Source organism: Terriglobia bacterium (genome assembly GCA_020072815.1).
Taxonomy (GTDB): domain Bacteria; phylum Acidobacteriota; class Terriglobia; order Terriglobales; family Acidobacteriaceae; genus Angelobacter.
This window is the reverse complement of record JAIQGE010000002.1, coordinates 102,365-123,896: the sequence shown is the minus strand read 5'-3', so window position 1 is coordinate 123,896 and position 21,532 is coordinate 102,365. Positions and strand designations below refer to the sequence as shown.

Annotated in this window: 18 protein-coding genes; 15 read left to right on the top strand and 3 right to left on the bottom strand. The window is 58.4% G+C overall.

Going from position 1 to position 21,532, the window contains the following annotated elements:
• Positions 1-23: 23 nt before the first annotated feature.
• The 4 genes from LAO20_04425 to LAO20_04410 all read left to right on the top strand — a co-directional run bounded on the left by LAO20_04425 (position 24) and on the right by LAO20_04410 (position 3,697).
• Positions 24-269, top strand: a complete 246-nt coding sequence (locus LAO20_04425) for a hypothetical protein (GenBank protein MBZ5530656.1) — start codon at positions 24-26, stop codon at positions 267-269.
• A 3-nt stretch (positions 270-272) separates the two neighbouring features.
• On the top strand, positions 273-1,268 hold the full coding sequence (locus tag LAO20_04420) for an electron transfer flavoprotein subunit alpha/FixB family protein (protein ID MBZ5530655.1): 996 nt from the start codon (positions 273-275) through the stop codon (positions 1,266-1,268).
• Positions 1,269-1,423: 155 nt separating this feature from the next.
• Positions 1,424-3,169 carry an electron transfer flavoprotein-ubiquinone oxidoreductase gene (locus LAO20_04415; protein MBZ5530654.1) on the top strand — a complete coding sequence of 582 codons (1,746 nt, stop codon included), beginning with the start codon at positions 1,424-1,426 and terminating at the stop codon, positions 3,167-3,169.
• A 183-nt stretch (positions 3,170-3,352) separates the two neighbouring features.
• On the top strand, positions 3,353-3,697 hold the full coding sequence (locus LAO20_04410) for a hypothetical protein (protein MBZ5530653.1): 345 nt from the start codon (positions 3,353-3,355) through the stop codon (positions 3,695-3,697).
• A 20-nt stretch (positions 3,698-3,717) separates the two neighbouring features.
• On the opposite strand, the gene LAO20_04405 is transcribed toward LAO20_04410, so the two are convergent.
• Complete coding sequence (locus LAO20_04405; protein ID MBZ5530652.1) at positions 3,718-4,701, bottom strand: sel1 repeat family protein; 984 nt, start codon at positions 4,699-4,701, stop codon at positions 3,718-3,720.
• A gap of 174 nt (positions 4,702-4,875) precedes the next feature.
• On the opposite strand from LAO20_04405, the gene LAO20_04400 reads away from it, so the two are divergent.
• The 4 genes from LAO20_04400 (at position 4,876) to LAO20_04385 (ending at position 8,626) form a co-directional block, all read left to right on the top strand.
• Positions 4,876-5,379: a GNAT family N-acetyltransferase gene (locus tag LAO20_04400; GenBank protein MBZ5530651.1), complete on the top strand. Its 504-nt coding sequence runs from the start codon at positions 4,876-4,878 to the stop codon at positions 5,377-5,379.
• A gap of 389 nt (positions 5,380-5,768) precedes the next feature.
• Entirely contained in the window at positions 5,769-6,824 is a 1,056-nt protein-coding gene (gene moaA, locus LAO20_04395; GenBank protein ID MBZ5530650.1) for a GTP 3',8-cyclase MoaA, read from the top strand.
• A gap of 174 nt (positions 6,825-6,998) precedes the next feature.
• A complete protein-coding gene (locus LAO20_04390) occupies positions 6,999-7,907 on the top strand; it encodes a protein phosphatase 2C domain-containing protein (GenBank protein ID MBZ5530649.1) in 909 nt (302 codons plus the stop codon).
• Complete coding sequence (locus LAO20_04385) at positions 7,889-8,626, top strand: FHA domain-containing protein (GenBank protein ID MBZ5530648.1); 738 nt, start codon at positions 7,889-7,891, stop codon at positions 8,624-8,626. The genes LAO20_04390 and LAO20_04385 overlap by 19 nt, the downstream gene beginning before the upstream one ends.
• Before the next feature lie 281 nt (positions 8,627-8,907).
• On the opposite strand, the gene LAO20_04380 is transcribed toward LAO20_04385, so the two are convergent.
• Complete coding sequence (locus tag LAO20_04380; protein ID MBZ5530647.1) at positions 8,908-10,518, bottom strand: SpoIIE family protein phosphatase; 1,611 nt, start codon at positions 10,516-10,518, stop codon at positions 8,908-8,910.
• A 308-nt stretch (positions 10,519-10,826) separates the two neighbouring features.
• Between LAO20_04380 and LAO20_04375 the strand changes: the two genes are divergently transcribed.
• From LAO20_04375 to LAO20_04360, 4 genes are all read left to right on the top strand, one after another.
• A complete protein-coding gene (locus LAO20_04375; protein ID MBZ5530646.1) occupies positions 10,827-12,047 on the top strand; it encodes a sugar MFS transporter in 1,221 nt (406 codons plus the stop codon).
• An 88-nt stretch (positions 12,048-12,135) separates the two neighbouring features.
• Positions 12,136-13,533 carry an MBL fold metallo-hydrolase gene (locus LAO20_04370; protein MBZ5530645.1) on the top strand — a complete coding sequence of 466 codons (1,398 nt, stop codon included), beginning with the start codon at positions 12,136-12,138 and terminating at the stop codon, positions 13,531-13,533.
• 272 nt (positions 13,534-13,805) lie between these two features.
• Positions 13,806-15,866, top strand: coding sequence for a M13 family metallopeptidase (locus LAO20_04365; GenBank protein MBZ5530644.1), 2,061 nt, complete (start codon positions 13,806-13,808; stop codon positions 15,864-15,866).
• Positions 15,867-15,892: 26 nt separating this feature from the next.
• A complete protein-coding gene (locus LAO20_04360) occupies positions 15,893-16,630 on the top strand; it encodes a copper homeostasis protein CutC (protein ID MBZ5530643.1) in 738 nt (245 codons plus the stop codon).
• Positions 16,631-17,257: 627 nt separating this feature from the next.
• On the opposite strand, the gene LAO20_04355 is transcribed toward LAO20_04360, so the two are convergent.
• On the bottom strand, positions 17,258-18,640 hold the full coding sequence (locus LAO20_04355) for a hypothetical protein (GenBank protein ID MBZ5530642.1): 1,383 nt from the start codon (positions 18,638-18,640) through the stop codon (positions 17,258-17,260).
• 66 nt (positions 18,641-18,706) lie between these two features.
• Between LAO20_04355 and dgt the strand changes: the two genes are divergently transcribed.
• The 3 genes from dgt (at position 18,707) to LAO20_04340 (ending at position 21,420) form a co-directional block, all read left to right on the top strand.
• Positions 18,707-20,035, top strand: a complete 1,329-nt coding sequence (dgt, locus tag LAO20_04350; protein MBZ5530641.1) for a dNTP triphosphohydrolase — start codon at positions 18,707-18,709, stop codon at positions 20,033-20,035.
• A gap of 65 nt (positions 20,036-20,100) precedes the next feature.
• On the top strand, positions 20,101-20,718 hold the full coding sequence (locus LAO20_04345; GenBank protein ID MBZ5530640.1) for a hypothetical protein: 618 nt from the start codon (positions 20,101-20,103) through the stop codon (positions 20,716-20,718).
• Positions 20,719-21,420 carry a hypothetical protein gene (locus LAO20_04340; protein MBZ5530639.1) on the top strand — a complete coding sequence of 234 codons (702 nt, stop codon included), beginning with the start codon at positions 20,719-20,721 and terminating at the stop codon, positions 21,418-21,420.
• The last annotated feature ends 112 nt before the right edge of the window (positions 21,421-21,532 follow it).

The window sequence follows — 21,532 nt, the reverse complement described above, 5'->3', positions numbered from 1 at the left end:
CAAAGTTTGAAGGAGGACAAGCCATGGAGAAGATTGAATACGATCCTGAAGGCGGGAATTACCTCCCTGTAACGGAACATGAAACCGGCGCCACCCTGCTGGTGGTGGGCATTGTGATGCTGATGGGGGCGCTGGGCTGGCTGTTGTTTGTGTCCTGGGACATACGCGCCGGCGGCAAACTCATGCAAATTATTTTTGCGACCGACGTTGTCGCTGCCCTGGTCTTGATGACCTGGGGCTTTGTCAAAAAGAGACGGCAGAGAACTTAAAACATGGCAGACACAATTCTAGTAGTAGCAGAGCAGCGTGAAGGCAAGTTAAACCGCGTCTCCCTGGAGACGCTTGCCGCGGCGCAAGCCATTGCCGCGGAGACCGGCTGGGCGGTTGAGGCCGCGGTCTTTGGCAGCGGCGTGGCCGGCATCGCCGGAGAACTTGCCGGCAAAAAGCTGGCCAAGGTCTACGCGATGGAATCGCCCAAGCTGGCCAAATACGAACCGGACGGGACAGTGGCCGCGCTCAAGGGTTTCATCCAGCAGAAACAGCCACGCCTGGTGCTGATGCCGCACACTTACCAGGTGCGCGACTTTGCGCCGCAACTGACTACTTCGCTCGGCAGGACGTTGATCAGTGACGCGACCGGCTTCCACAAAGCCGGCGACAAGCTGCTGTTCACGCGGCAGATGTTCCAGGGCAAGTTCGCGGCGGACGTTTCGTTCGCCTGCGATCCGCCGCACTTCGTGACGTTTCAAGCAGGCGCGTTTCGCGGCGACAAAGCCGAAGCCGGAGCTTCCGCCGCGCCGGGGGAAACGGTGAACGTGGAGATTGCCGACAGCGCCGTCCGCAATCAGCCCGAAGCTCCGTTCAAAGAAGCCAAGCAGGCGGTGGACCTGACGCAAGCGGAGATCATCGTCTCGGTGGGCCGCGGGATCAAGGAGCAGAAGAACATCGAGCTGGCCAAGGCGCTGGCGGACGCGCTGGGCGGCGAGATTGCCGCGTCGCGCCCCATCTGCGACTCCGGCTGGCTGCCCATGGACCGCCAGATCGGCAGCTCCGGACAGACCGTTGCGCCCAAGCTCTACCTCGCCGTCGGTATCAGCGGCGCGATCCAGCATATCGTCGGCATGAAGGGCTCGCGGTCCATCATCGCCATTAACAAGGATGCGGAAGCGCCGATCTTTGAGATCGCCGACTTTGGCGTGGTGGGCAACTTGTTTGACATTCTTCCGCTGCTGACCGAAGAGGTCAAGAAAGCGAAAGCCGGAGGGTAGGTTGCTGCAATTGCCACAATTGCCAGGATTGCCAAAATTGAAAATTGGAAAAGCCACCTCATGCCTCGATATACAGGTTCTCAATCGACAATTTTGGCAATCATGGCAATTCTGGCAATTCACGGCCGAGCCCGGCAAAAACTGAGCACTAACACATGATCTATTTCCGCAAACCACTTGAGGGAATTGAGCGTCCGCAGATGGAAGCGGACGTAACCATTGTGGGCGGCGGGCCGGCCGGCATGGCTTGCGCGCTGCGCCTGTCGCAGCTTATTGACAAGCACAACGCCCGCTACCCCGACGCGGCGCTCAGCAAGGAAAACATCAACGTCCTGGAAAAAGCGCGTGAAGTGGGCCAGCACTCGCTTTCCGGCGCGGTGCTTGATCCGCGCTCCATGGACGAACTGCTTCCCGGCTGGCGCGATGAAGCTCCGCTGGACGCGCAGGTGGACCAGGAGAGCTTCTATTTTCTGACCGAGAAAAAATCGTATCGCGCGCCGCTGATGCCTCCTCCGATGATGGACCACGGCAATTACGTGATCTCGCTCAACCGCTTCATGAAGTGGCTGGGAGAAAAAGTGGAGCAGGCGGGGATTACCGTGTTCACAGGCTTTGCCGGATCGGAGCTGACGTATGACGGCAATCGCGTGACCGGCGTGATCACCGACGACAAAGGCGTGGACAAGACGGGGCAGAAGAAATCGAACTTTGAGCCCGGGTATGAGTTGAAGTCCAAAGTCACGGTGCTGGCGGAAGGCACGCGAGGGTCGCTGACCAAGCAACTTGTCGGCAAATTCGATCTACATAAAGACCGCAACCCGCAGGTGTACGGCGTGGGCGTGAAGGAGCTGTGGGAAGTGCCGTCGGGACGGATCAAGCAGGGCGAAGTCATCTTGACGCTGGGCTGGCCGCTCACGACGAAAGAATACGGCGGGTCATGGATGTACGGGGCGAAAGACAATCTGGTTTCGCTCGGCTACGTGACCAGTCTGGATTACGCCGACCCGCGCACCGATCCGCAGCGTGTGCTGCAAATGTGGAAGACGCATCCGCTAATCGCGCACCTGCTGGAGGGCGGAAAGATGATCCGTTACGGCGCCAAGTCCATGCCGTACGGCGGATGGTTCTCCATGCCGCCGCTGGCGGGCGATGGCTGGATGATTGTGGGCGACTCCGCCGGGTTCCTCAATTCGCAACGACTCAAGGGCATTCACTTGGCGATCAAGAGCGGCATGCTGGCCGGCGAGACGGCGTTCTCGGCGCTAGTGGCCAACAAATTCGATGCCGAAAAGCTGCAGGAATATAAGTTCGCGGTGGACGCCAGCTGGATCAGAGACGAGCTGTGGGAGGTCCGCAACTTCCATCAGGGATTTGAGAATGGCCTGGTTTCCGGTCTGTTGCATACGGCGCTGCAGCAGATGACCGGCGGACGCGGCCTGCATCGCATTTACCCGGCGCACGCGGGGCACACGCGCATGCAGCACCTGGACCAATTGCCGGAAGACGGCGGGAACCGCGCGCAGGTGCTGGGCAAAGCCAAAGGCGACGGCAAGCTCACGTTCGACAAACTTACCGATCTTTACCACTCCGGCACCAAGCATGAAGAAGACCAGCCATCGCACCTGGTAATTGCCGACACCAACATCTGCAACACCAAGTGCGTGACGGAGTTCGGCAACCCGTGCCAGAACTTCTGTCCGGCCAACGTGTACGAGATGGAAGAAGCCACGGGCGCTGACGCTGCGAAAAACGCGGCGAAGGACGCAACCCAGGGCAAACGCATCCACCTGAACCCATCGAACTGCGTGCACTGCAAGACCTGCGACATCGCCGACCCCTACGAGATCATCACCTGGGTGCCGCCGGAGGGCGGCGGCGGGCCGAATTACGATGGGATGTGAGGATGATCGAACATGCGGTTCTAAGTGTAATCGCCTGTTAACAACACTCACGCATCCGGTTCGGCTGAGTTGGAAGGCTGCAAAGCTATAATTGATAGCGAAATGAGTCTCCGGCAACTCCTACGACGTCTTGTTTCTGTCCCTGAGGGTCGTGTTACGTCGCAGCAGACGTGCACTCAACCCGTGCCCAACGTCACCCCAAATGACGTAGAGAGGATTGTTCGACGGGAGTTTCAAGAAGAGCAGTTCGTGACCGTCATGGCCATTCTTGGCCGGTACGGAACGGAAAAGCACCACCGTGAAGCCTCGCGCGTGCAACTGGCAGCATTGAAGCTGGCAAGCGGAAGTGTGGATGACTTGCAGTCCAATATTGAATCAGCGACGCGCGATTATCGAGACATCCTAGCGTATGCCGAATATCCTGAGTACTTCAAAAAAGGCTTTCGCGTAGCCGAATTGCCTGCCGAGGAGCAGAGGCGGATCATCGATAGTGACTGGAGACAATACGACGGATGGCTGCGGAGATGACGGCGCTGGAGACGTTCTTCTCAATGAATCTTGATCTTCTTGCCTCGATCCGCCTTGGGACCGCGGCGCCATTCTTCGGCCGCTTTTGCCGCAGACGCGATTTCCTGTTCCGTGAGTTGGGCCGCCGCCTTTTGCAGTTGCGCGTCAGCCTGGGGAAGCTTGGCCAGCCGGGCAAGCTGAAACCAGAAGTATGCTTCCTTCACGTCATCATGCGAACTGGACTGGAGCTTGAGCCGTCCCATTTCCATGAAACCTTCAGGCACGCTTTCCGCGGCTGCCTTGCGGTACCAATCGGTTGCGTGCTTCAAGTCGGCTGGTTCGCCCAGGCCTTTTTCGGCCATGCGGCCGAGCACCACGTAGGCAGCATAGACGCCCTGCTGGGCCGCCGCCTTGCAGCGTGATGCAGCCTGGACAAAATCCTTCGGTACTCCTCTCCCGGTCACGCAGAACTGGCACAGGCGAAATTCCGCCTGGGCAACGAAGAATCCTTGCCTCGGCCCCAAGGCGGCGAGTTCGCGATACAGCGTTGCCGCTGCCGCGAAGTCCTGCGGCACTTCGTCCCCCTGCTCGTAGATCCCGGCCAGTCTGAACTTGGAAAAATCCACGCGGCCGTGGAGTTCATCGCCCATGTGCTGGAGGGCCTCGGCAGCCTGCGGGTTGCCTTTGCTCTGCGCGATCATCATGTAGGCGTACGCCAGCTGAAGATCTCCCGGCACGCCCTCACCATTGAAATAAGAGATGGCCACGTTGTAGAACCCTTCAGAAAGTCCGCCCTTTGCCGCTTTGCGATACCAGCGGACCGCTTCCTCCTTGTCACGCGCGACCCCGCGCCCAAGCGCGTACATTACCCCCAGGCTATTCTGTGCCTGGGCGTTGCCCTGGTCGGCGGCTTTGCGAAACCATTCCGCGGCTTTGACGTCATCCTGAGGGACGCCTTTGCCATCTTCATAGGCCCGCCCCAGTTCGGCTCGGGCGGCGGCGTCGCCGGCCTTCGCGCGTTCCATGATGGCCTGCAACTCCGGCGCGGCCGCGTTATCCTGCGCTAAGGCGAGCCCAGATAACAGAAAAGCAATGATAAGGAGCGGAAGCAGCCTACTCATGGGGCCACTTGTAGCACAAAAGCGCGGAAAAGTCAGTGAGAGTGGACCGACTGTGGGGCACCGTAAAATAGTTCTCAAATGGAAATCAGAATCTTGACCGAACACGACGCCGAAGCCTGGTGGCACTTGCGCCGGCTGGCGCTGGAAACCGATCCGCGGTCGTTCGTTGAGTCCGTCGCCGACCACGAAAGGAACTCCATCGAACAAACGCGGGAGAGAGTTCGCCGCGGCGGCGCGGAGAACTTTATTGTCGGCATGTTTGAAGACGGCCGGTTGGCGGGGATGGCCGGGTTCTATCGCGACCAGCATGCGCACTTGCGACACAAGGGACATATTTGGGGCGTGTACGTGCGCCAGGAGTCGCGCGGCAAGGGCGCGGCAAAGAAGATGATCGAAGAAATTATCCGGAGGGCGCGGCAGATTCCCGGCGTGGAGCAGATCCTGCTGGTGGTGTCGGCAACGCAGGCGGCTGCGCGTAGAGTGTATGAGTCATTGGGGTTCCGGCGTTACGGCACGGAGCCGAAGTCGCTCAAAGTCAGCGGCGAATATATTGATGATGAGTTGATGGTGCTGTATTTGTAGATCCGCTTAATAAGTTCCTTCAAATTGGATTCCCGTCTATAATGGGCGCGAAGGTTTCGACCACACGTCAGGCCTCAGGGCATACCCGGCCGGTGTGGCGGCTTCTTGCAACGTTGCAAGGACGAGGGTCCCGTTGGAAACGGCTGGGCCTCCCGAATTCAAGCTCCCAGATGGCGCAAAAACGGCGCGATCCGGGAGCGATGGAAAGGAACCGAAAACGCCGCGGGCGTATTCCCTTCCTTTCTTTGTATTCCTTGCAAAATTTGAGTTTGAGACGTAGCGGTGCTACGTCTCTACGCGAAGAGCATCGCGACCCGAAGATCATCGCAACCCAAAGATCGTCGCGACGCAAAAGATCATCGCGATGAAAGATCATCTCGTCGGCAAAGATGGTCGCAACATTGGCCGGGTCGGTAAGCGACGCCGGTCATGCGGCGGAAAACAGAAACGAGCTCATGCGGCTTCAGGACAAACACGGGCGGTACATCACGGACTTGCGGGTGAGCATCACCGACCGCTGCAACTACCGCTGCGTTTACTGCCGCACCGGCAACCAGGGCGCACAATATTCCGAGCTTCCCTTCAATGACTACCTGCGCATGGTGCGGATTCTAGTCGGGATGGGGATTGAGAAAGTCCGCTTGACCGGCGGTGAGCCTCTGCTACGCAACGGCCTGGTGGGATTTGTTCGCGACGTAGCCAGGCTGCGCACGCTGGATGGCCATCAGCCGGACATCGCCATCACCACCAACGGCCACCTGCTGACCGACCTGGTGCGGCCGCTGAAAGAAGCCGGGCTTTCCCGCGCCACCATCAGCATGGATGCGGTGGACAGAGAGAAGTTTGCGCGCATCACGCGCGTGCCCAACGGGTATGACAATGTACTGGCGGGAATCCGCGCCGCCAAGAAAGCCGGGTTGGAGCCGGTGAAAGTAAATTGCGTTCTGCTGCGGGGATTCAACGAAGACCAGATTGTGGAGTTCGCCAAGTTCTCCCGCGACGAAGGCGTGGTGGTGCGCTTCATTGAATTCATGCCGCTGGAAGAAGACCGCGTGTGGTCGCCCAACGTTGTTGTCACCATGGACGAGGTCCTGCAGAAGTTGAACGAGTTTCGTCCGGTGCGGCAGTTGCCCAACGCGCCCAGCGAGACAGCGCGGCGCTACACGTTTGACGACGGACGCGGCGAGATCGGGATCATTGCGCCGGTTTCGCATCCCTTCTGCGGACATTGCTCGCGCATCCGTCTGACATCGGACGGCAAGCTGCGCACCTGCTTGTTTTCTCTTCTCGATCATGACATGGCGGGACGCATGCACCGCGGCGCCAGTGACAGTGATTTAACTGATTACGTTCGTTCAGTGGTCGAGCAGAAAGAGGCGCGCCATCATATTGGCGAGCCTGGATTTATCAAACCTTCGCGCAGCATGGTGCACATTGGCGGCTAGTTTTTGATTGCAAACCAGTAACTAGTATGCCTACAATCGCCGCAAATCCCTCCTCCCCGGCGGCGCGAACCTACGGCAGCAACAGCACATAAGCGCCTAAAACTCGCCGAAAACGGGATAATAACTCCAGCGGGCGCCGCGGCCGCAGTAGCAGCCGCGCGCGCCGAGGAAAGCATGACGCTTGCGGTAGAAGTTGCCGGCAAAACCGATACGGGATGCGTCCGTCAGAACAACGAAGACAACTTCGGGTTCGACTCGCGCTACGGCATCTTTGTGGTCTGCGACGGCATGGGCGGGCAGGCCGCGGGCGAGGTCGCCAGCAAGATGGGCGTGGACGTGCTGCTGAAATATTTTCGCGAAGTGGCGCCTTCCGTCAGCCCGAAAACCGCCGCCATCCGCGCGACGGCTGCCATCACGCCGATACCAGAAACAGACGATGAGGAGTTCACGCCGCAATCCGCGAAAACCGCAGCCATAACCACAGCCGCTTCCGGCGCAGGCGCTTTGGCCCGCGCCATTTACCTGGCCAACCGCACCATCTACGCCGCGGGACGCGACGGCAACGGACGCACCGGCATGGGCTCAACCATTGTGGCGGCGCTGGTGCGCGGACACTCGCTGGCGATTGGCCACGTGGGCGACAGCCGCATTTACATGATCCGCCATGGCGCCATCCAGCAACTGACACAGGACCACTCGCTGGTGATGGAACAAGTGCGCCTGGGTTACATCACGCGCGAACAGGCGGAGAAGTCAGAGTTGCAGAACGTGATCCTGCGCGCGCTGGGCTCGGAAGAAGACGTGCAGCCGGACATTGACGAACTGGTGGCCGTACCGGGCGACCTGATCCTGATGACGTCTGACGGGCTGACTCGGCACGTGCAGGACGAAGAGATTCTGGCAATCGTCAAGAACTCGGATTCATTGACTCAAGCCTGCAACGCGCTGGTCCAGTTGGCCAAAGAGCGCGGCGGCGACGACAACATTACGTGCCTGCTCCTGCGGATTGTGGAGCGGCCATGGTTCAAATCACTTTTTAGAAAGTTCTTTTTCGGAGGCCAGCAATGGCAAAACTCTATTTGAAATTTGGGGCATCCACGCTGAAGGAAATACCGCTCACGCAAGCTACGGCCACCATCGGCCGCCAGCCGGACAACACCGTGCAGATTGATAATCCGGCGGTGTCCGGGCATCACGCCAAGATCACCTGGAACCAGGACCACTACGTGGTGGAAGACCTGGGTTCGCTGAACGGCACGTTCGTGAACAACGCGCGCGTGGAGAAAACCAAGCTGCGGCACTGCGACTTGATGAAGATCGGCAAGCACGAGATCGAGTTCAAGAATGAAGGTCCGGCGCCGGTGGCGGCCATTGCCGCCAAGGCGGGCCCGGCCACGCCCAAGCTGGACAACACGGTGATGCTGGACACCAAACAGGCGCAGGAACTGCTGGCCAAGAACGCGGCGCCAGCGGTGATGTCGGCGTCGGGCGTTCCGATCAAGGAGCACATCGGCATCCTGAGCGTGCTGGAGGGCAAGACTGACCAGCAAAGATACGTGCTCACGGGCAAGATGACGATGATTGGCAAGTCGAAAATGGCTTCGATCCACCTGAAGGGCTGGTTCGCGCCGAATTCTGCGGCGTTGATCAGCCGTCGCGACAACAAATACTTTATCGCGCCCGCGGAAACCAAGGTGAAGCTCAAGGTGAACGGCCAGGACCTGCACGCGCAGCGCGACCTGGCGGCCGGCGACGTTATTGAAGTAGGCAAGTTGAAAGCGGCGTTCAGCTTCCAGGAGTGATTTTCAGGGGCTGAAGCCCAAATTGTTTTTGACTCTAGTCGGCACGCCTAAAGGCATGCCCTGATACCTGCAGAGGCTGAAGCCGGGACGCCCCATCATTTTGCAACTTCTCAGTACTGTTCAGCTTCCAGGAGTGAGACTTCAGGGGTGCGCTGCCGCGCATCCCGGGCTGAAGCCCGGGCCTACCTAATTATTTCTCCACGCCTAGCGGCTTGGCTGAAGCCAAGCCCTGATACCTACAGAGGCTAAAGCCAGTGTCACTCCCCGCAGTTGGTAGTCGCTTACTGCAGGCGTTCCAGCACCAGCAGGGTGCGATCGTCCTGGGCTTCAGCGTGGCCGCTGAAGGTATTCACGGCGCCTAGAATCGCCGACAACGGGTCTTGCGCGCCCAGCAAGACTTCCACTTTTTCCAAGCCAAATTCCGCGCCTTCGGCGTTTTCGGTTTCGCTGATGCCGTCGGTGATGATCACCAGCCGCGCGCCGGGCGCGAGCTGCGCCTGGATGGAGTGGAAGGAAGCGTCAGCCATCAAGCCCACCGGCATGTCGCCGTCCTGCACCTGGGTCACGGCACCGGCGGCGGAGATGAGTCCCGGAACGTGGCCGCAGTTGACGATCTCCAGGCGGCCGTCATGCTTGAGCTGGGCGGCCAGCAGGGTCGCGTATTTTTGCCCGGCCACGCGCGAACAGAGAAATTGATTGATGGCGTGCATGGTTTCCACCAACGGGGAGCCGGTGGAGATCTGCGCGTAAAACATGCCGTGGATCACCGAGGCCAGCAGCGCGGCGGAGATGCCCTTGCCGGAGACGTCGCCCACGATGACGGTGACGGCGTCGGGCGAGACGTGGACATCAAAAAAGTCGCCGCCAACTTCCTTGCAGGGAATAGTGCGACCGGAGACCTGAGCGAATTCACAGCGGACCTCAGCCTCTGAACTGAGGCTGCGCTGGATGGAGGCGGCAATTTCCATTTCCTGGCGATACTGGCGGGCGGACTGCTCGGCTTCCATGAGCCGCGCGCTCTCCAGCACCGCGGCGCATTCTGCGGCGAGCGCACGCAGCACTTCCGGGCTCACGCCGGAGAGATTGCGCGAGGCCAGGTGACTATCCAGGTAGAGCACGCCTTGAACTTCGGCCGCGGCCGCGCCCGTGGCCACGCGCTTGGCGCGCAGCGGAATGGCCACCACGGTGCGCAGTTCGTTCATCACAATGCTCTGCCGGGCGGCAAGCGCGCTCTGCTGCGAGGTGTCGCCGGCAATGAATTCTGAAGCCGAGGTGAGGGCGTCCTGGATCACGGAGTTGGAAACGTTGGCGTCCTGGGTAAGCTGGTTGCCCCGGCTGTCCACACCGCAGGCCAGGGCAGCCGTGTCTTTTTCCCGCAGGTAAACAAAGCCGCGTTCGGCTTTGGTGAGGCGCAGAGCATAGTCCAGCATGTTGCGTAGGATATCGCGCACCACCAGGCCGCCGCCCAGACTGCGCGCGGCTTCGAGAAAGAGCCGGAGCTTCTCCAGCTCAGAGACGTCAGTATCCGAAGCAAAGCGCGTGAGCAGCATGCTGGCGGCGCTGCCCGGCGCGGGACCCGCCTGGAAAATAATCTTCAGGCCGGGAACGCCGAAGGTGATCTCGTCAAGGTGCTTGAGGCGCATGCGCTCGCAGCGCGCTCCGTTGACGAAAGTGCCGTGGCGGCTTCCGGTGTCCTCGACGAAGTACACGCCGTCTTCGCCGAGCAGGCGGGCATGCAGGCGGGAGACGCGGAAGTCGGCGATGGTGGCGTCGGCGTCGTCCGAGCGGCCGATGGTAAAGGGCAAGCGGAAAACTTCCACCCGGCGGCGCTGGCCAGCAATGTCAATCAGAAGAGAGGCTTCCTGCGGCCGGATTGTGGTTGCGGTAGCCATCTTGTTGGATTTGTTCCCCCGATTCTAACCGCCTACGCTCGGGCGGGGCACAATTTCAGTGAGCCCATTATTGCCTTTTCAGACGAACGAGACAATACGAATCACGGTACCAGCCGTGGCTGGACGTGAGCGGCCTCTGCAACTCTGTGCACATGTGAACGGAGATTGGACTTAAGCGGATAGCTGACTCTATTCTTAAACGGCATTTGTTCGAGACCGTTGGATCGCAAACCGCCATCGCAAACACCATCCAACCCGACGAAGTCGCCGCCCCGCAGAATGCTCCGGCCAAGACCGGCGTGGGCGCGATGGCCATGGTGTCCACGCTGTTCTTTGCCTGGGGCTTTCTGACTTGCCTGAATGACATCCTGATCCCGCATTTGAAGAACATCTTTGAACTGAATTACGCGGCAGTGATGCTGGTGCAGTTTGCTTTCTTTTCCGCGTATTTTGTGTTCTCCATGCCGTCCGGCAAGATCGTCGAATGGATTGGCTACAAACGGGCCATGGTGACCGGACTGTTGACCATGGCTTGCGGTGCTCTGCTGTTTGTACCGGCGGCGGCGCTACCGGCGTTTCCGCTTTTCCTGACGGCGCTGATTGTGCTGGCCGCGGGGATGACCATATTGCAAACGTCGGCGAATCCCTACGTTGCCATTCTTGGACCGTCGCGCACGGCGTCGAGCCGGCTGAACCTGACGCAGGCATTCAATTCCCTGGGGACCACGCTGGCGCCGACGTTCGGAAGCTGGCTGATCCTGGGCGCGGTGGGCGCGCCGCTGGCGGTGGAAGCCATGCAGGCGATGACCGGCGACCAACTGCACGCGTATCGCGTGCAACAGGCAGCGTCAGTGAAGGCGCCATACATTGGGCTGGCGGTGGCGTTGATTGTACTGGCGGCGATTGTCGGACTGTTCAAGCTTCCGGTGATCGAATACGCCGAGGCCCATGGTGGCGCCAGCGGCAGCATTTGGCGCCATCGCCACCTGGTGCTGGGAGCGGTGGCCATCTTTGTGTATGTTGGGGCCGAGGTGGCCATCGGCAGCCTGATGACCAACTACCTCAACCAGAAAGATATTGGCAACATGCCATTGAAGGACGCGGCCGGCCATTTGCAGTACTACTGGGGCGGCGCCATGATGGGAAGATTTGCCGGGTCCTGGGTGTTGCGCCGGGTGAAAACACACAGGCTGCTGGCTTTGGCCGCGACCACGGCGGCGGCGCTGGTGAGCGCGTCCATGCTGACGACAGGCCATGTGGCGATGTGGAGCATGATTCTAGTGGGCCTGTTCAACTCCATCATGTTTCCCAGCATCTTCACGCTGGCCATCGCCGGACTGGGACCACTCACCGGACGCGCGTCCGGCTTGCTGGTGGCGGCCATCGTCGGGGGCGCCATTGTTCCCGAACTGCAAGGCGTGCTGGCCGACCATATTGGAATCCACCATGCGTTCATCATTCCGCTGGTTTGCTACATTTATGTGATCTTGTACGCGCTGCGGTGGTCCGCCGAGAAGAGCCAGCCGTGATTGCGGCGCGGACTGACTTTACGAGAAAGTTTCGGGCTATGATTGAGCAGATCGTAAATTCCGGGAAGAAGTAAAGAGGCAACAGTCGATGTATTTTGAGCAGTTTTATCTGGGATGTCTGGCGCACGCCTCGTACATGCTGGGGTCGGAAGGCGAAGCCGCGGTGGTGGATCCCCAGCGCGACGTGGACATCTACCTGCAAGCGGCGGCCGAACAGGGCCTGGAAATCCGCCACATTTTTGAAACTCACCTGCACGCCGATTTTGTTTCCGGACACGCCGAGTTGGCGGCGCGGACGGGAGCCAATATCTATATCGGCGAAAGGGCCGAGGCCGCTTTTCCCAACGTGGCTTTGCGGGACGGCTTCGAATTGAAAATGGGCAAGGTGCGCGTGGCCTCAATGGAGACTCCCGGGCACACGCCGGAGAGCGTCTGCCTGGTGATCACGGACGAAGAAAAGTCCGCCAATCCCTGGGCGGTGCTGACCGGAGACACACTGTTCTTGGGCGACGTTGGACGGCCGGACCTATCGAAAGCCTACACATCGCAACAACTCGCGGGAATGCTTTATGACAGTCTGCACGGCAAGCTGCTGAAACTGGCGGACGACGTTCTGGTGTATCCCGCGCACGGCGCCGGTTCGCTGTGCGGTAAGAACATGCGCGCGGAACGCTTTTCCACGCTAGGCACCGAGCGGCTCACCAATTACGCGCTGCAGATCAAAGACCGCAATGAATTCATACGCCAGCTAACGACGAACCTGCCGGCGCGTCCGGAATATTTTCTGCAAGACGCGCAGATCAACCGGCAGGGCGCTCCGTCGCTGGCCGGGTTGCCGCCGCTCAAGGCGCTCGCTCCGGCCGAACTCAAGACGCAAATGGAGCAAGACGCGTTTGCGCTGGATGTCCGCCCCAGCGAAGAATTCGCAGCCGCGCACGTGCCGGGGTCGGTGAACATCGCGTTGTCCGGGCAATTTGCGTCGTGGGCGGGAATCGTTTTGGGCGCCGGCTCGCGTCCGGTGCTGATCGCCGATACGCCGGAGCAATATTCGGAAGCACGCTTGCGGCTGACGCGCGTGGGCATTGAAGATCCGCAGGGCTTCCTGGAAGGCGGAGTGCAAGCCTGGAAGCAGGCGGGATTCGCCGTGGCCGCGTTGCAGCAGATGAGTCCGGAGGAATTGCTGCAAAAGCTGGGCGATGGACAGATCAACGTCCTGGACGTGCGGCGTGAATCCGAGTGGCAGGCCGGGCACATCGCCGGAGCCAACTGGTGGCCTTTGGACAATTTCAGAGTGTCGGCGCCGGAAGTTGATCCTGCGTTGCCGGTGGCGGTGCATTGCCAGAGTGGATATCGCAGCGTGATCGCCTGCAGCCTGCTGCAACGCGCCGGCCTGGAAAACGTGTTTGACGTCTCCGGCGGGTTTGCCGCGTGGCGGCAGTCAGGATTGCCGGTGGAAGTTGCGGAACCCGAACTCGAGAGCAAGTGAACGCCATCATCTGCGCGGACTGCGCGGAGTACGTGTGCCCGTCGTGCAAGGCCACGCACGGCGAGAAGTGCAGTGGCGACGTAGTGGGTTGAGCGGGACCTCTCACATTCGCTCCCAGCGCTCGCTTCCTGTAAACTAGCGCGTCAAAGAAAAAGCAACTAGCAGTTAGCAATTAGCAATCAGCCAAAACCTCATAACTTCAGCAGTTGTTCCCGAACACTGAGAGGCACTTCATGAAAAGCCCTGCCCGCAGCAAACGTTGTCTCGCCATCATGCTGGCCATCGCATGCACCGCGTCCATCCAGCTTGGAGCGCAAACTTCAGCGGCAAGTCCGGCCGCGAGCAAGCCCGAGGACAAGCCGGTCACCACGCTGCCTTACACGCCCAGCCTGGATGTGCCGTCCATGGACTTGACGGCCGACCCTTGCGTGGATTTTTACCAGTACACCTGCGGCGGATGGATGACCCACAATCCCATCCCCGGCGACCAGGCCGCGTGGAGCGTTTATGGCAAGCTGACCCAGGACAACCAGCGCTTCCTGTGGGGCGTGCTGGACGATCTGGCCAAGAAGACCAGCGGACGCACCGCGCCGCAGCAGAAGATTGGCGACTACTTTGCCGCGTGCATGGACGAAGCGGCCATCGAAAAGCTGGGCGCCAAACCGCTGAAGCCGCTGCTGGATGAGATTGCGGCCATCAAGAACAAGAAACAACTGGCGGCGCTGCTGGGACGCGCACATCTCACACAAGCGACGGGCGGCCTGCTGTTCGAATTCAGCTCCGATCAGGATTTTGCCGATTCGTCGCAGGTGATCGCGTTCGCCGCCGCGGGCGGGCTGGGCCTTCCGGACCGCGACTACTACACCAAGGACGACGCCAAGTCGGGCGAAATCCGCACCAAGTATCTGGCGCACGTGGCGAAGATGCTGCAACTGCTGGGCGACAAACCGGAAATCGCGGAGAAAGAAGCCACTAGCATCATGCAGATAGAAACCGCGCTGGCCAGAGCGTCGCTGACGCGGGTGGAGCAGCGCGATCCGCACAATCTTTTCCACAAAATGGACCTCAAAGGCGTGCAAGCGCTCACGCCGGATTTTGACTGGGACACATACTTAAAGACCGTGGGCCTTGCCGGCGTGAATACCTTCAACGTGACCGAGCCCAAGTTCTATCAGGAGGTCGCCAAGCAAATTGAAAGCAACAGCCTGGCCGACTTGAAGACTTATCTTCGCTGGCACATCGCCAGCGCGAACGCGCCGTATCTCTCCAAAGCGTTTGTCGAAGAGAATTTTGACTTCTTTGCCCACACGCTGCGCGGCGTGCAGGAGATCCAGCCGCGCTGGAAACGTTGCGTGCGCCTGACTGACCGCCAGTTGGGCGAAGCCCTGGGGCTGGAGTTCGTGAACCGCGCCTTTGGCGAAGCCACCAAGAAGAGCACGCTGACCTTGACCAAACAGATCGAGCAGGCCATGGAAGAGGACATCAAACAGCTCACCTGGATGGGTCCGGAGACCAAGAAGCAGGCGCTGGAAAAACTGCACAGCGTGGTCAACAAAATCGGCTATCCCGACAAGTGGCGCGACTACAGCTCGGTGGAAGTGAAGCGCAATGATTTTCTCGGCAACGTGCATCGCGGCACCATGTTTGAGGCCAAGCGGCAGCTGGCCAAGATCGGCAAGCCGCTGGACCGCGGCGAGTGGGGCATGACGCCACCCACCGTCAACGCCTACTACAACGCGCAGATGAATGACATCAACTTCCCCGCCGGCGTGCTGCAGCCTCCTCTCTATGATCCCAAGATGGACGACGCGCCCAACTACGGCAACACCGGCGGCACCATTGGCCACGAACTCACCCACGGCTTTGACGATGAAGGCCGCCAGTTTGACGCCAAGGGCAACCTGCGCGACTGGTGGACCAAGGAAGACGGCGCGGAATTCGAGAAGCGCGCGCAGTGCATCGTGGACCAGTACGCGACCTACACCATCGTGGACGACATCAAGATCAACAGCAAGCTCACCGAAGGCGAAGACGTGGCCGACCTGGGCGGACTGGTGCTGGCGTACATGGCGTGGAAGTCCGCCACCAAAGACCAGCACCTGGAACCCCGCGACGGCTTCACCCCGGACCAGCGCTTCTTCATCGGCTACGCGCAGTGGGCGTGCGAAATTCAGCGTCCGGAAAACCTGCGCGCCAACGCCATCACCAATGAGCATTCGCCGGGCAAGTACCGCGTGAACGGCCTGGTGGTGAACATGCCGGAATTCCAGGAAGCCTTCAAGTGCAAGGCCGGTGCGCCCATGGTCCGCGAAAACCGCTGCCGCGTGTGGTAGCGCAACCGCAAACGCGTCCAGGCTCCGTGCTGCTGGAGATCTGCCTTGACTCGGCGGAGTCAGCAGCGGCGGCGGAGCGCGGCGGCGCGGACCGCGTGGAACTCTGCGCCGGCCTGCCCGAAGGCGGCACCACGCCCAGCGCGGGCATGATTGCCGCTGTGCGCAAGAAGATCGCCATCGGGCTGCAGGTCATGATTCGTCCCCGCGGCGGCGACTTCTGCTACAGCGAAGAAGAATTCGGCGTGATGCAGCGCGACATCCTCATCGCCAAACAACTGGGCGCCAACGGAGTGGTCTTCGGAATCCTCAATCTTGACGGCACCGTGGACAAAGACCGCATGCGCCGCTTGCTGGAGCTGGCGCGTCCGCTGAACGTGACCTGCCACCGCGCGTTTGACATGAGCTGCGACCTTTCGCAGGCGCTCGATGACCTGATCGAAGCAGGCGTGGACCGCGTGCTCACGTCGGGCGGAAAGAAGAGCGCCGTGGACGCCATGCCCACTCTGGCGCAACTGGTGCAGCAGTCGCACGGACGGATCTCCGTGATGGCCTGCGGTGAACTTTCCGTCGCCAGCGTGAAGGCGGTGATTGCTTATACCAACGTGCGCGAAGTCCACGCCGGCCTGGGTACGGCGGTCACCAGCGTCATGAAGTTCCGCAACCAGAAGATCGCCATGGGCACCCTGGCCGACAGCGAATACCAGCACCTGGTAGTCACCGAAAGCAGCGTAAGAGAGTTGAGGACGGCGGTGGACGGGGCATGAGGGCACCCTCCCCTCCTTCGGCATCCCAAGATCTAAAAGACTTACGCGACGCATCCCAAGTTGGCGCGGGTTTGACGCTTTTCAGATCACGGCGATCACGCGCGATGTCGGCGATTTCGGCGATCAGGCGCGTTCCGAGCGCCCCTGCCTGTGATTAACGACGACCTGCCATTAATCGCCTCGCTAGTAGCGGCAACGTTACTCCCACCCCCACCCCTGGGGGTAGCCCCGTATTGCAAATACAGGAGTTATTGGATTCGACCCAACGGTCACCCAACTGTTTACCAGTAAGTAAATTTACCGGTTAAGCTGCTGATTCCTTGCAGGGTTAGCGTCCTTTTCCACGACGACGCGATTTTCTGATTTCAAAGAGCTTTTCCCCGCCGCCTGGGCCGCGGTCCGTTCTGGCTAACGGCCAATGGCTAAGTGCTAATGGCTTGCTTTTTCATTTTACCACCTTTTATTCGCCTTTGCCAGCGCGAAAAAGGACAGTGCACACAATATGCAGGAGATCAGATTTCTTTGTCACGGTAAGCTGGGGTGGAGCACCGCGGCAAGAAGAGCGGGCTGAGGACTCGAGTTGAACCGTTCACGGAAACACAGCGCGGAGGGTAGTTTTCCTAGGGCTCACCTCGGGACGATTCGGGAGGGTATTCGATTTCGTCGCAGGACATCTGCTATGTGGCTAGTCATTCCGACCTGCCCGACAACTCGGATGCCAACGTTTTTGCCTTCCATGAGCCCGATCAATTCGCGCAGTCCGCTGAGCCCTGCGCGCACGTCGAAGTCCATCTCTGCCTTAACGTCGCCAGGGAAGATGATGCTACCTTTTGAAACAGCTTTCTCAGGCTGTAGCTGCAGAATCCATAGGTCCAAGCCATCGAAGGCCCACTCCGCTCTGATGCTTCCGACCTGTTTTGCAAGCCGCGAGTGTACGTCTGTTACCAATTCCACTACCTTGTTCGGCAGGGACTCCGGTTGTCTACGGCCCAGCATTAGATCGTCGCCGAACCCGGGCACGCCCTCGACAATTGGATCTCCGTCGGCGCGAGTCAGAACAGCGCCAGAATAGGTAGCCGCAACTTCATCTTGCGCAATTATCGATGCTACTCGTTCGTTGCCGGGCACTTGTTCCAAGAACGCGAACGGGTCAGTCCATCCTCGAACAGTTGGAAAAAAGCCAGGTTCAGGAAGTTTTGGGCTGGTCCGCAGCCAGACGACATCAGAACCAGTTCTTCGACCAAAGACGAATGGACGAAGCACTCGAGAGAGCACCATGGCACGAGGAACACACAGCCCGATACAATTCGCAACGAGCAACCCAAATGCCTTGTCGCCAATGAATTCGCTAAACGCGTTGGGCCACCTTAGAACAGGCTTATATTTCACCGGTATCGTGTCTTGGATCTCCCAAATTATGGTGTGTTGGTGGCGATAGCCTCTTCGAATGGGGTGGATACTGAATTCGACTCGGAGTTGATCTTCTTCAGGAAGCAGGGGCTCGAACCCGTAAACTAACTCGATAATGCCTGTGCCCAGACGTCGATCTGCACTTAGCACGTTTTCAGTCTCAACGACTCGCGGCGTATCCCTGGGAGCGAATTCAATGACATCGCCGTGTGCTACTCCAGATACACCGCCATCGTCAACATCAACGGTTTCATTCGCTATCACCCATAGATTTAACGCTGTGAGCCGTTCAATTTGTGCCGTAGCCTCATCATTGGATTTGATGCCGTAGAGAAACTCATGGCCCTGCGGCTCTTCAGGGCGGAAACTCCGAATGTTAATTCGCTTCTCGGGTGATCGTTCAAGCAGGGTCTTTACAGCATCTGGCACGCTAGAGAAAATGTGGTTGGGTGGAAAGCCTAATACTCTGGCGTAGCGTTGACGACGGCTCGGATCAAAGCTAATGAATTGGGCTACATTGGCGCGCTCGGCAAGCTCATCCAGATGCGCATCCTTGAAATGGAGTTGTCGAGCGACCGTTTGGGTATTATGCTGCTCCATGTGTCCTTGGCTAATTTACACTACACCGTTGCCTCTGTCTAAAATAATCATTTATTGGAGCGCGGCGTGGCAATTGGAAAGAACGAGTACGATGCCGGCGACAGGGCGCGTCGCGGGATGCACCGCTCTCTAGCGGTTCGGCAAGAATTTGAGGTGGACAAGGGGCGCATAGTCCACAGCGCCGCTTTCCGGCGCCTTCAGGGCAAGACCCAGGTCTTAGGAGTGGGCGAGCGAGATTTTTACCGAACTCGACTAACTCACTCCCTTGAAGTGGCTCAATTAGGAAGGGGTCTGTGCGTCGAACTTCCTAGGGAGGACTTCAAGCCAGACGCCGATCTCGTTGAGGCTATCTGCCTGGCTCACGACATTGGGCATCCTCCTTTTGGGCACTCTGGCGAGAATAACTTGCACGACAAGATGAGAGCTTTCGGAGGGTTTGGGGCCAATCCGCAAAACATCCGGATTGTGACTTTCCTCGAAGCGAAATATATGGATTCTGGCCTGGACCTCACTCGAGCGACAATCGACGGACTGGCCAAGTACCCCGACTTGTATGACAGGACATTTCCTGGACTCGAAAATAAGCCTCCACATAAAGACACAAAGTTCACATATTCTGATTCGGCGGCCGAGATCGAGCTTTTCAAATGGATCAAGCACGAAGTTGAGCATCCGGAATGGAATCCACTGGAAGGTCAGATCGCGGATTTTGCAGACCAGATGGCTTATTCAGTCAATGACTTTGAAGACGCGATTCGTGCGGGACTGTTGAGTCCTGTCGAGATGCGCAATCGAGCCGATGAAATCTCCACAAGCGTCCAAAGGAAGATGGAAAACATTGCACAAAGCGAGAAAAAACCGCTTGACTCCGTTCCTGCTATTACTGACGTCGACAGAATAGCGGCCTTGGCGAACGATCTACAAGAGCAAGTGATTGAGCCTAAGGATTACCGCCTGCGCAAAGTAAATCTTAAGAAGTGGACCTCTGATCAATTTAAGCTCCAGAAAAAAGGCAGGATCGTTCTACGATGCGCAAAAGAAATGTCCGTTCGTTATCGATTCGGACTTTCGGTCGATATGGAGGCTCACGCTCGCATCGCGGTCCTCAAAGAAGCGGCAACCCTGTTGGTTTTTCGTGATCCTCGTGTTACGACGCTGGAAGAGAAAGGCCACCATATTATCGACGCGCTTTTTGATAAGTTTTGCGACGTTGTGGACGGCAAAGAGAAATTTCGATTAATGCCATTCGATTTCCAGCAGCTTATTGAGCAAGGTGCAGCGTCGAAACAAAGACTGGTGGCGGACTTCATCTCGGGAATGACGGATCGATACGCATATTACTACTACAGGCGACTATTTGAGCCCGGCAGCGGTTCCTTTTATGAGGATGTGTAGGATGTTTCGACTAGATTAGTTGTGAGAAGTCCGGTAACATTCCGTTCCGTTGGAGCTGATACGTTTTGGCGAACGATCACAAAAACGAAGACACGAGTTCGACCAAAGATACCAGTCTGAAGTTATCCGAGGCGTCTGGAAACGCTGCTACGCCCAAACGATCAGCACCGGACGGCGGTCGCGTTCCGTATGTGGTCAGCATGTATCACCTTTTGATCCTTGGCTCCGTCATTTTCTTGGCATTGAAATTCCAACACCACGCGATTCCTTCTGACGACTGGTTCGATGAGATCTACGCCTTGTTGGGAGGGGGACTGGGAGGCACTGTCACGGCCTCGCGGTGGGTCGTGTGGGCTGTTCGACATGGCGAATACGATGCGCGCAGGTTGCTATGGCAGCTGTCGACGCCGGTCTATTCGGCAGCACTGGCGTGGATTGGCCTGGTGGCGACTCGCGGCGGCCTTCTTGTAGTTTCAAATTCAGCTCCGACGAAAGAGCCGAATTTTACGTATTTTGTTCTTGCGTTTTCGTTCCTTGTTGGCTTTGCTTCAGAAGCGTTCCTGAAGCGTCTGATTCTGGCTGCACAAACTCTGTTCGGAGAGCACAGAGAGGAAAGCAGACAGATAGACTTAGAAGGAGATAGGGACAGAATCGAGTCAAGTCGGACGAAGGAGTCGGATTAGATGGCCACCATCATGAGCGGCACCTGTTCAATATGTGACGAACTGATAGGAACTGCACCTAATAGGCTTTCGCCCCTTCTTTCTGGTTCAGTGAATGCTATCCTTCACGAAACAGAAACACTTGCTCTGATCCCGAGTGTCGGCGCGCTTGTAATAGGGCACTGCCTGATCGTACCTAAATGGCATTCGTGCAACGTTATGCTTAGCTTGGAATCGTCCGGGATGCAGGAACTTTTCTCCATTTTGGCTTCTGTGCAGCAGCTAGCCTCAGATCGACTTGGCGTTACCGGGTTATTCTGTTTCGAACACGGGAAACACAACATGGACGAGGGAGACGTTCTCTGCAGTACTTCGCATGGACACTTACATGTGTTGCCGCTCCGCAAGCGTCAAATCGATCGTGTATTTGAGCGCGCTTCAATGGATCTACAATCAGATCTTCCGCTCAACCTGCTTCGTGAGAAGGTCGACAAGTTCGACGAATATATCGCCGCATTTGTTTGGCAGCGCGGAAGAAGCTGTCAAAGAACGGCTGTACTAAACGCAAAAGGGCTACCCTCACAGTATCTCCGAAAAGTCATTGCCGAATCAGTTGGAGTGGCAGAGTGGAATTGGAAACGAGACCCTCGCGTCGACATTGTTAAGAAAACGATTGACGAGCTTTGCATTCAGGTACCCGTCTTTCCCTCAACCGCTCAATAGTCCATTTTGGAAAGGCCGACGAAAAAAGTTTGGGATGCGTCTGAACATGCCTCGCACTAGAGGCGGCCCTTCTCTTCACAATCGTCTCCTTACAAAACCTGCGAAGGGGCGG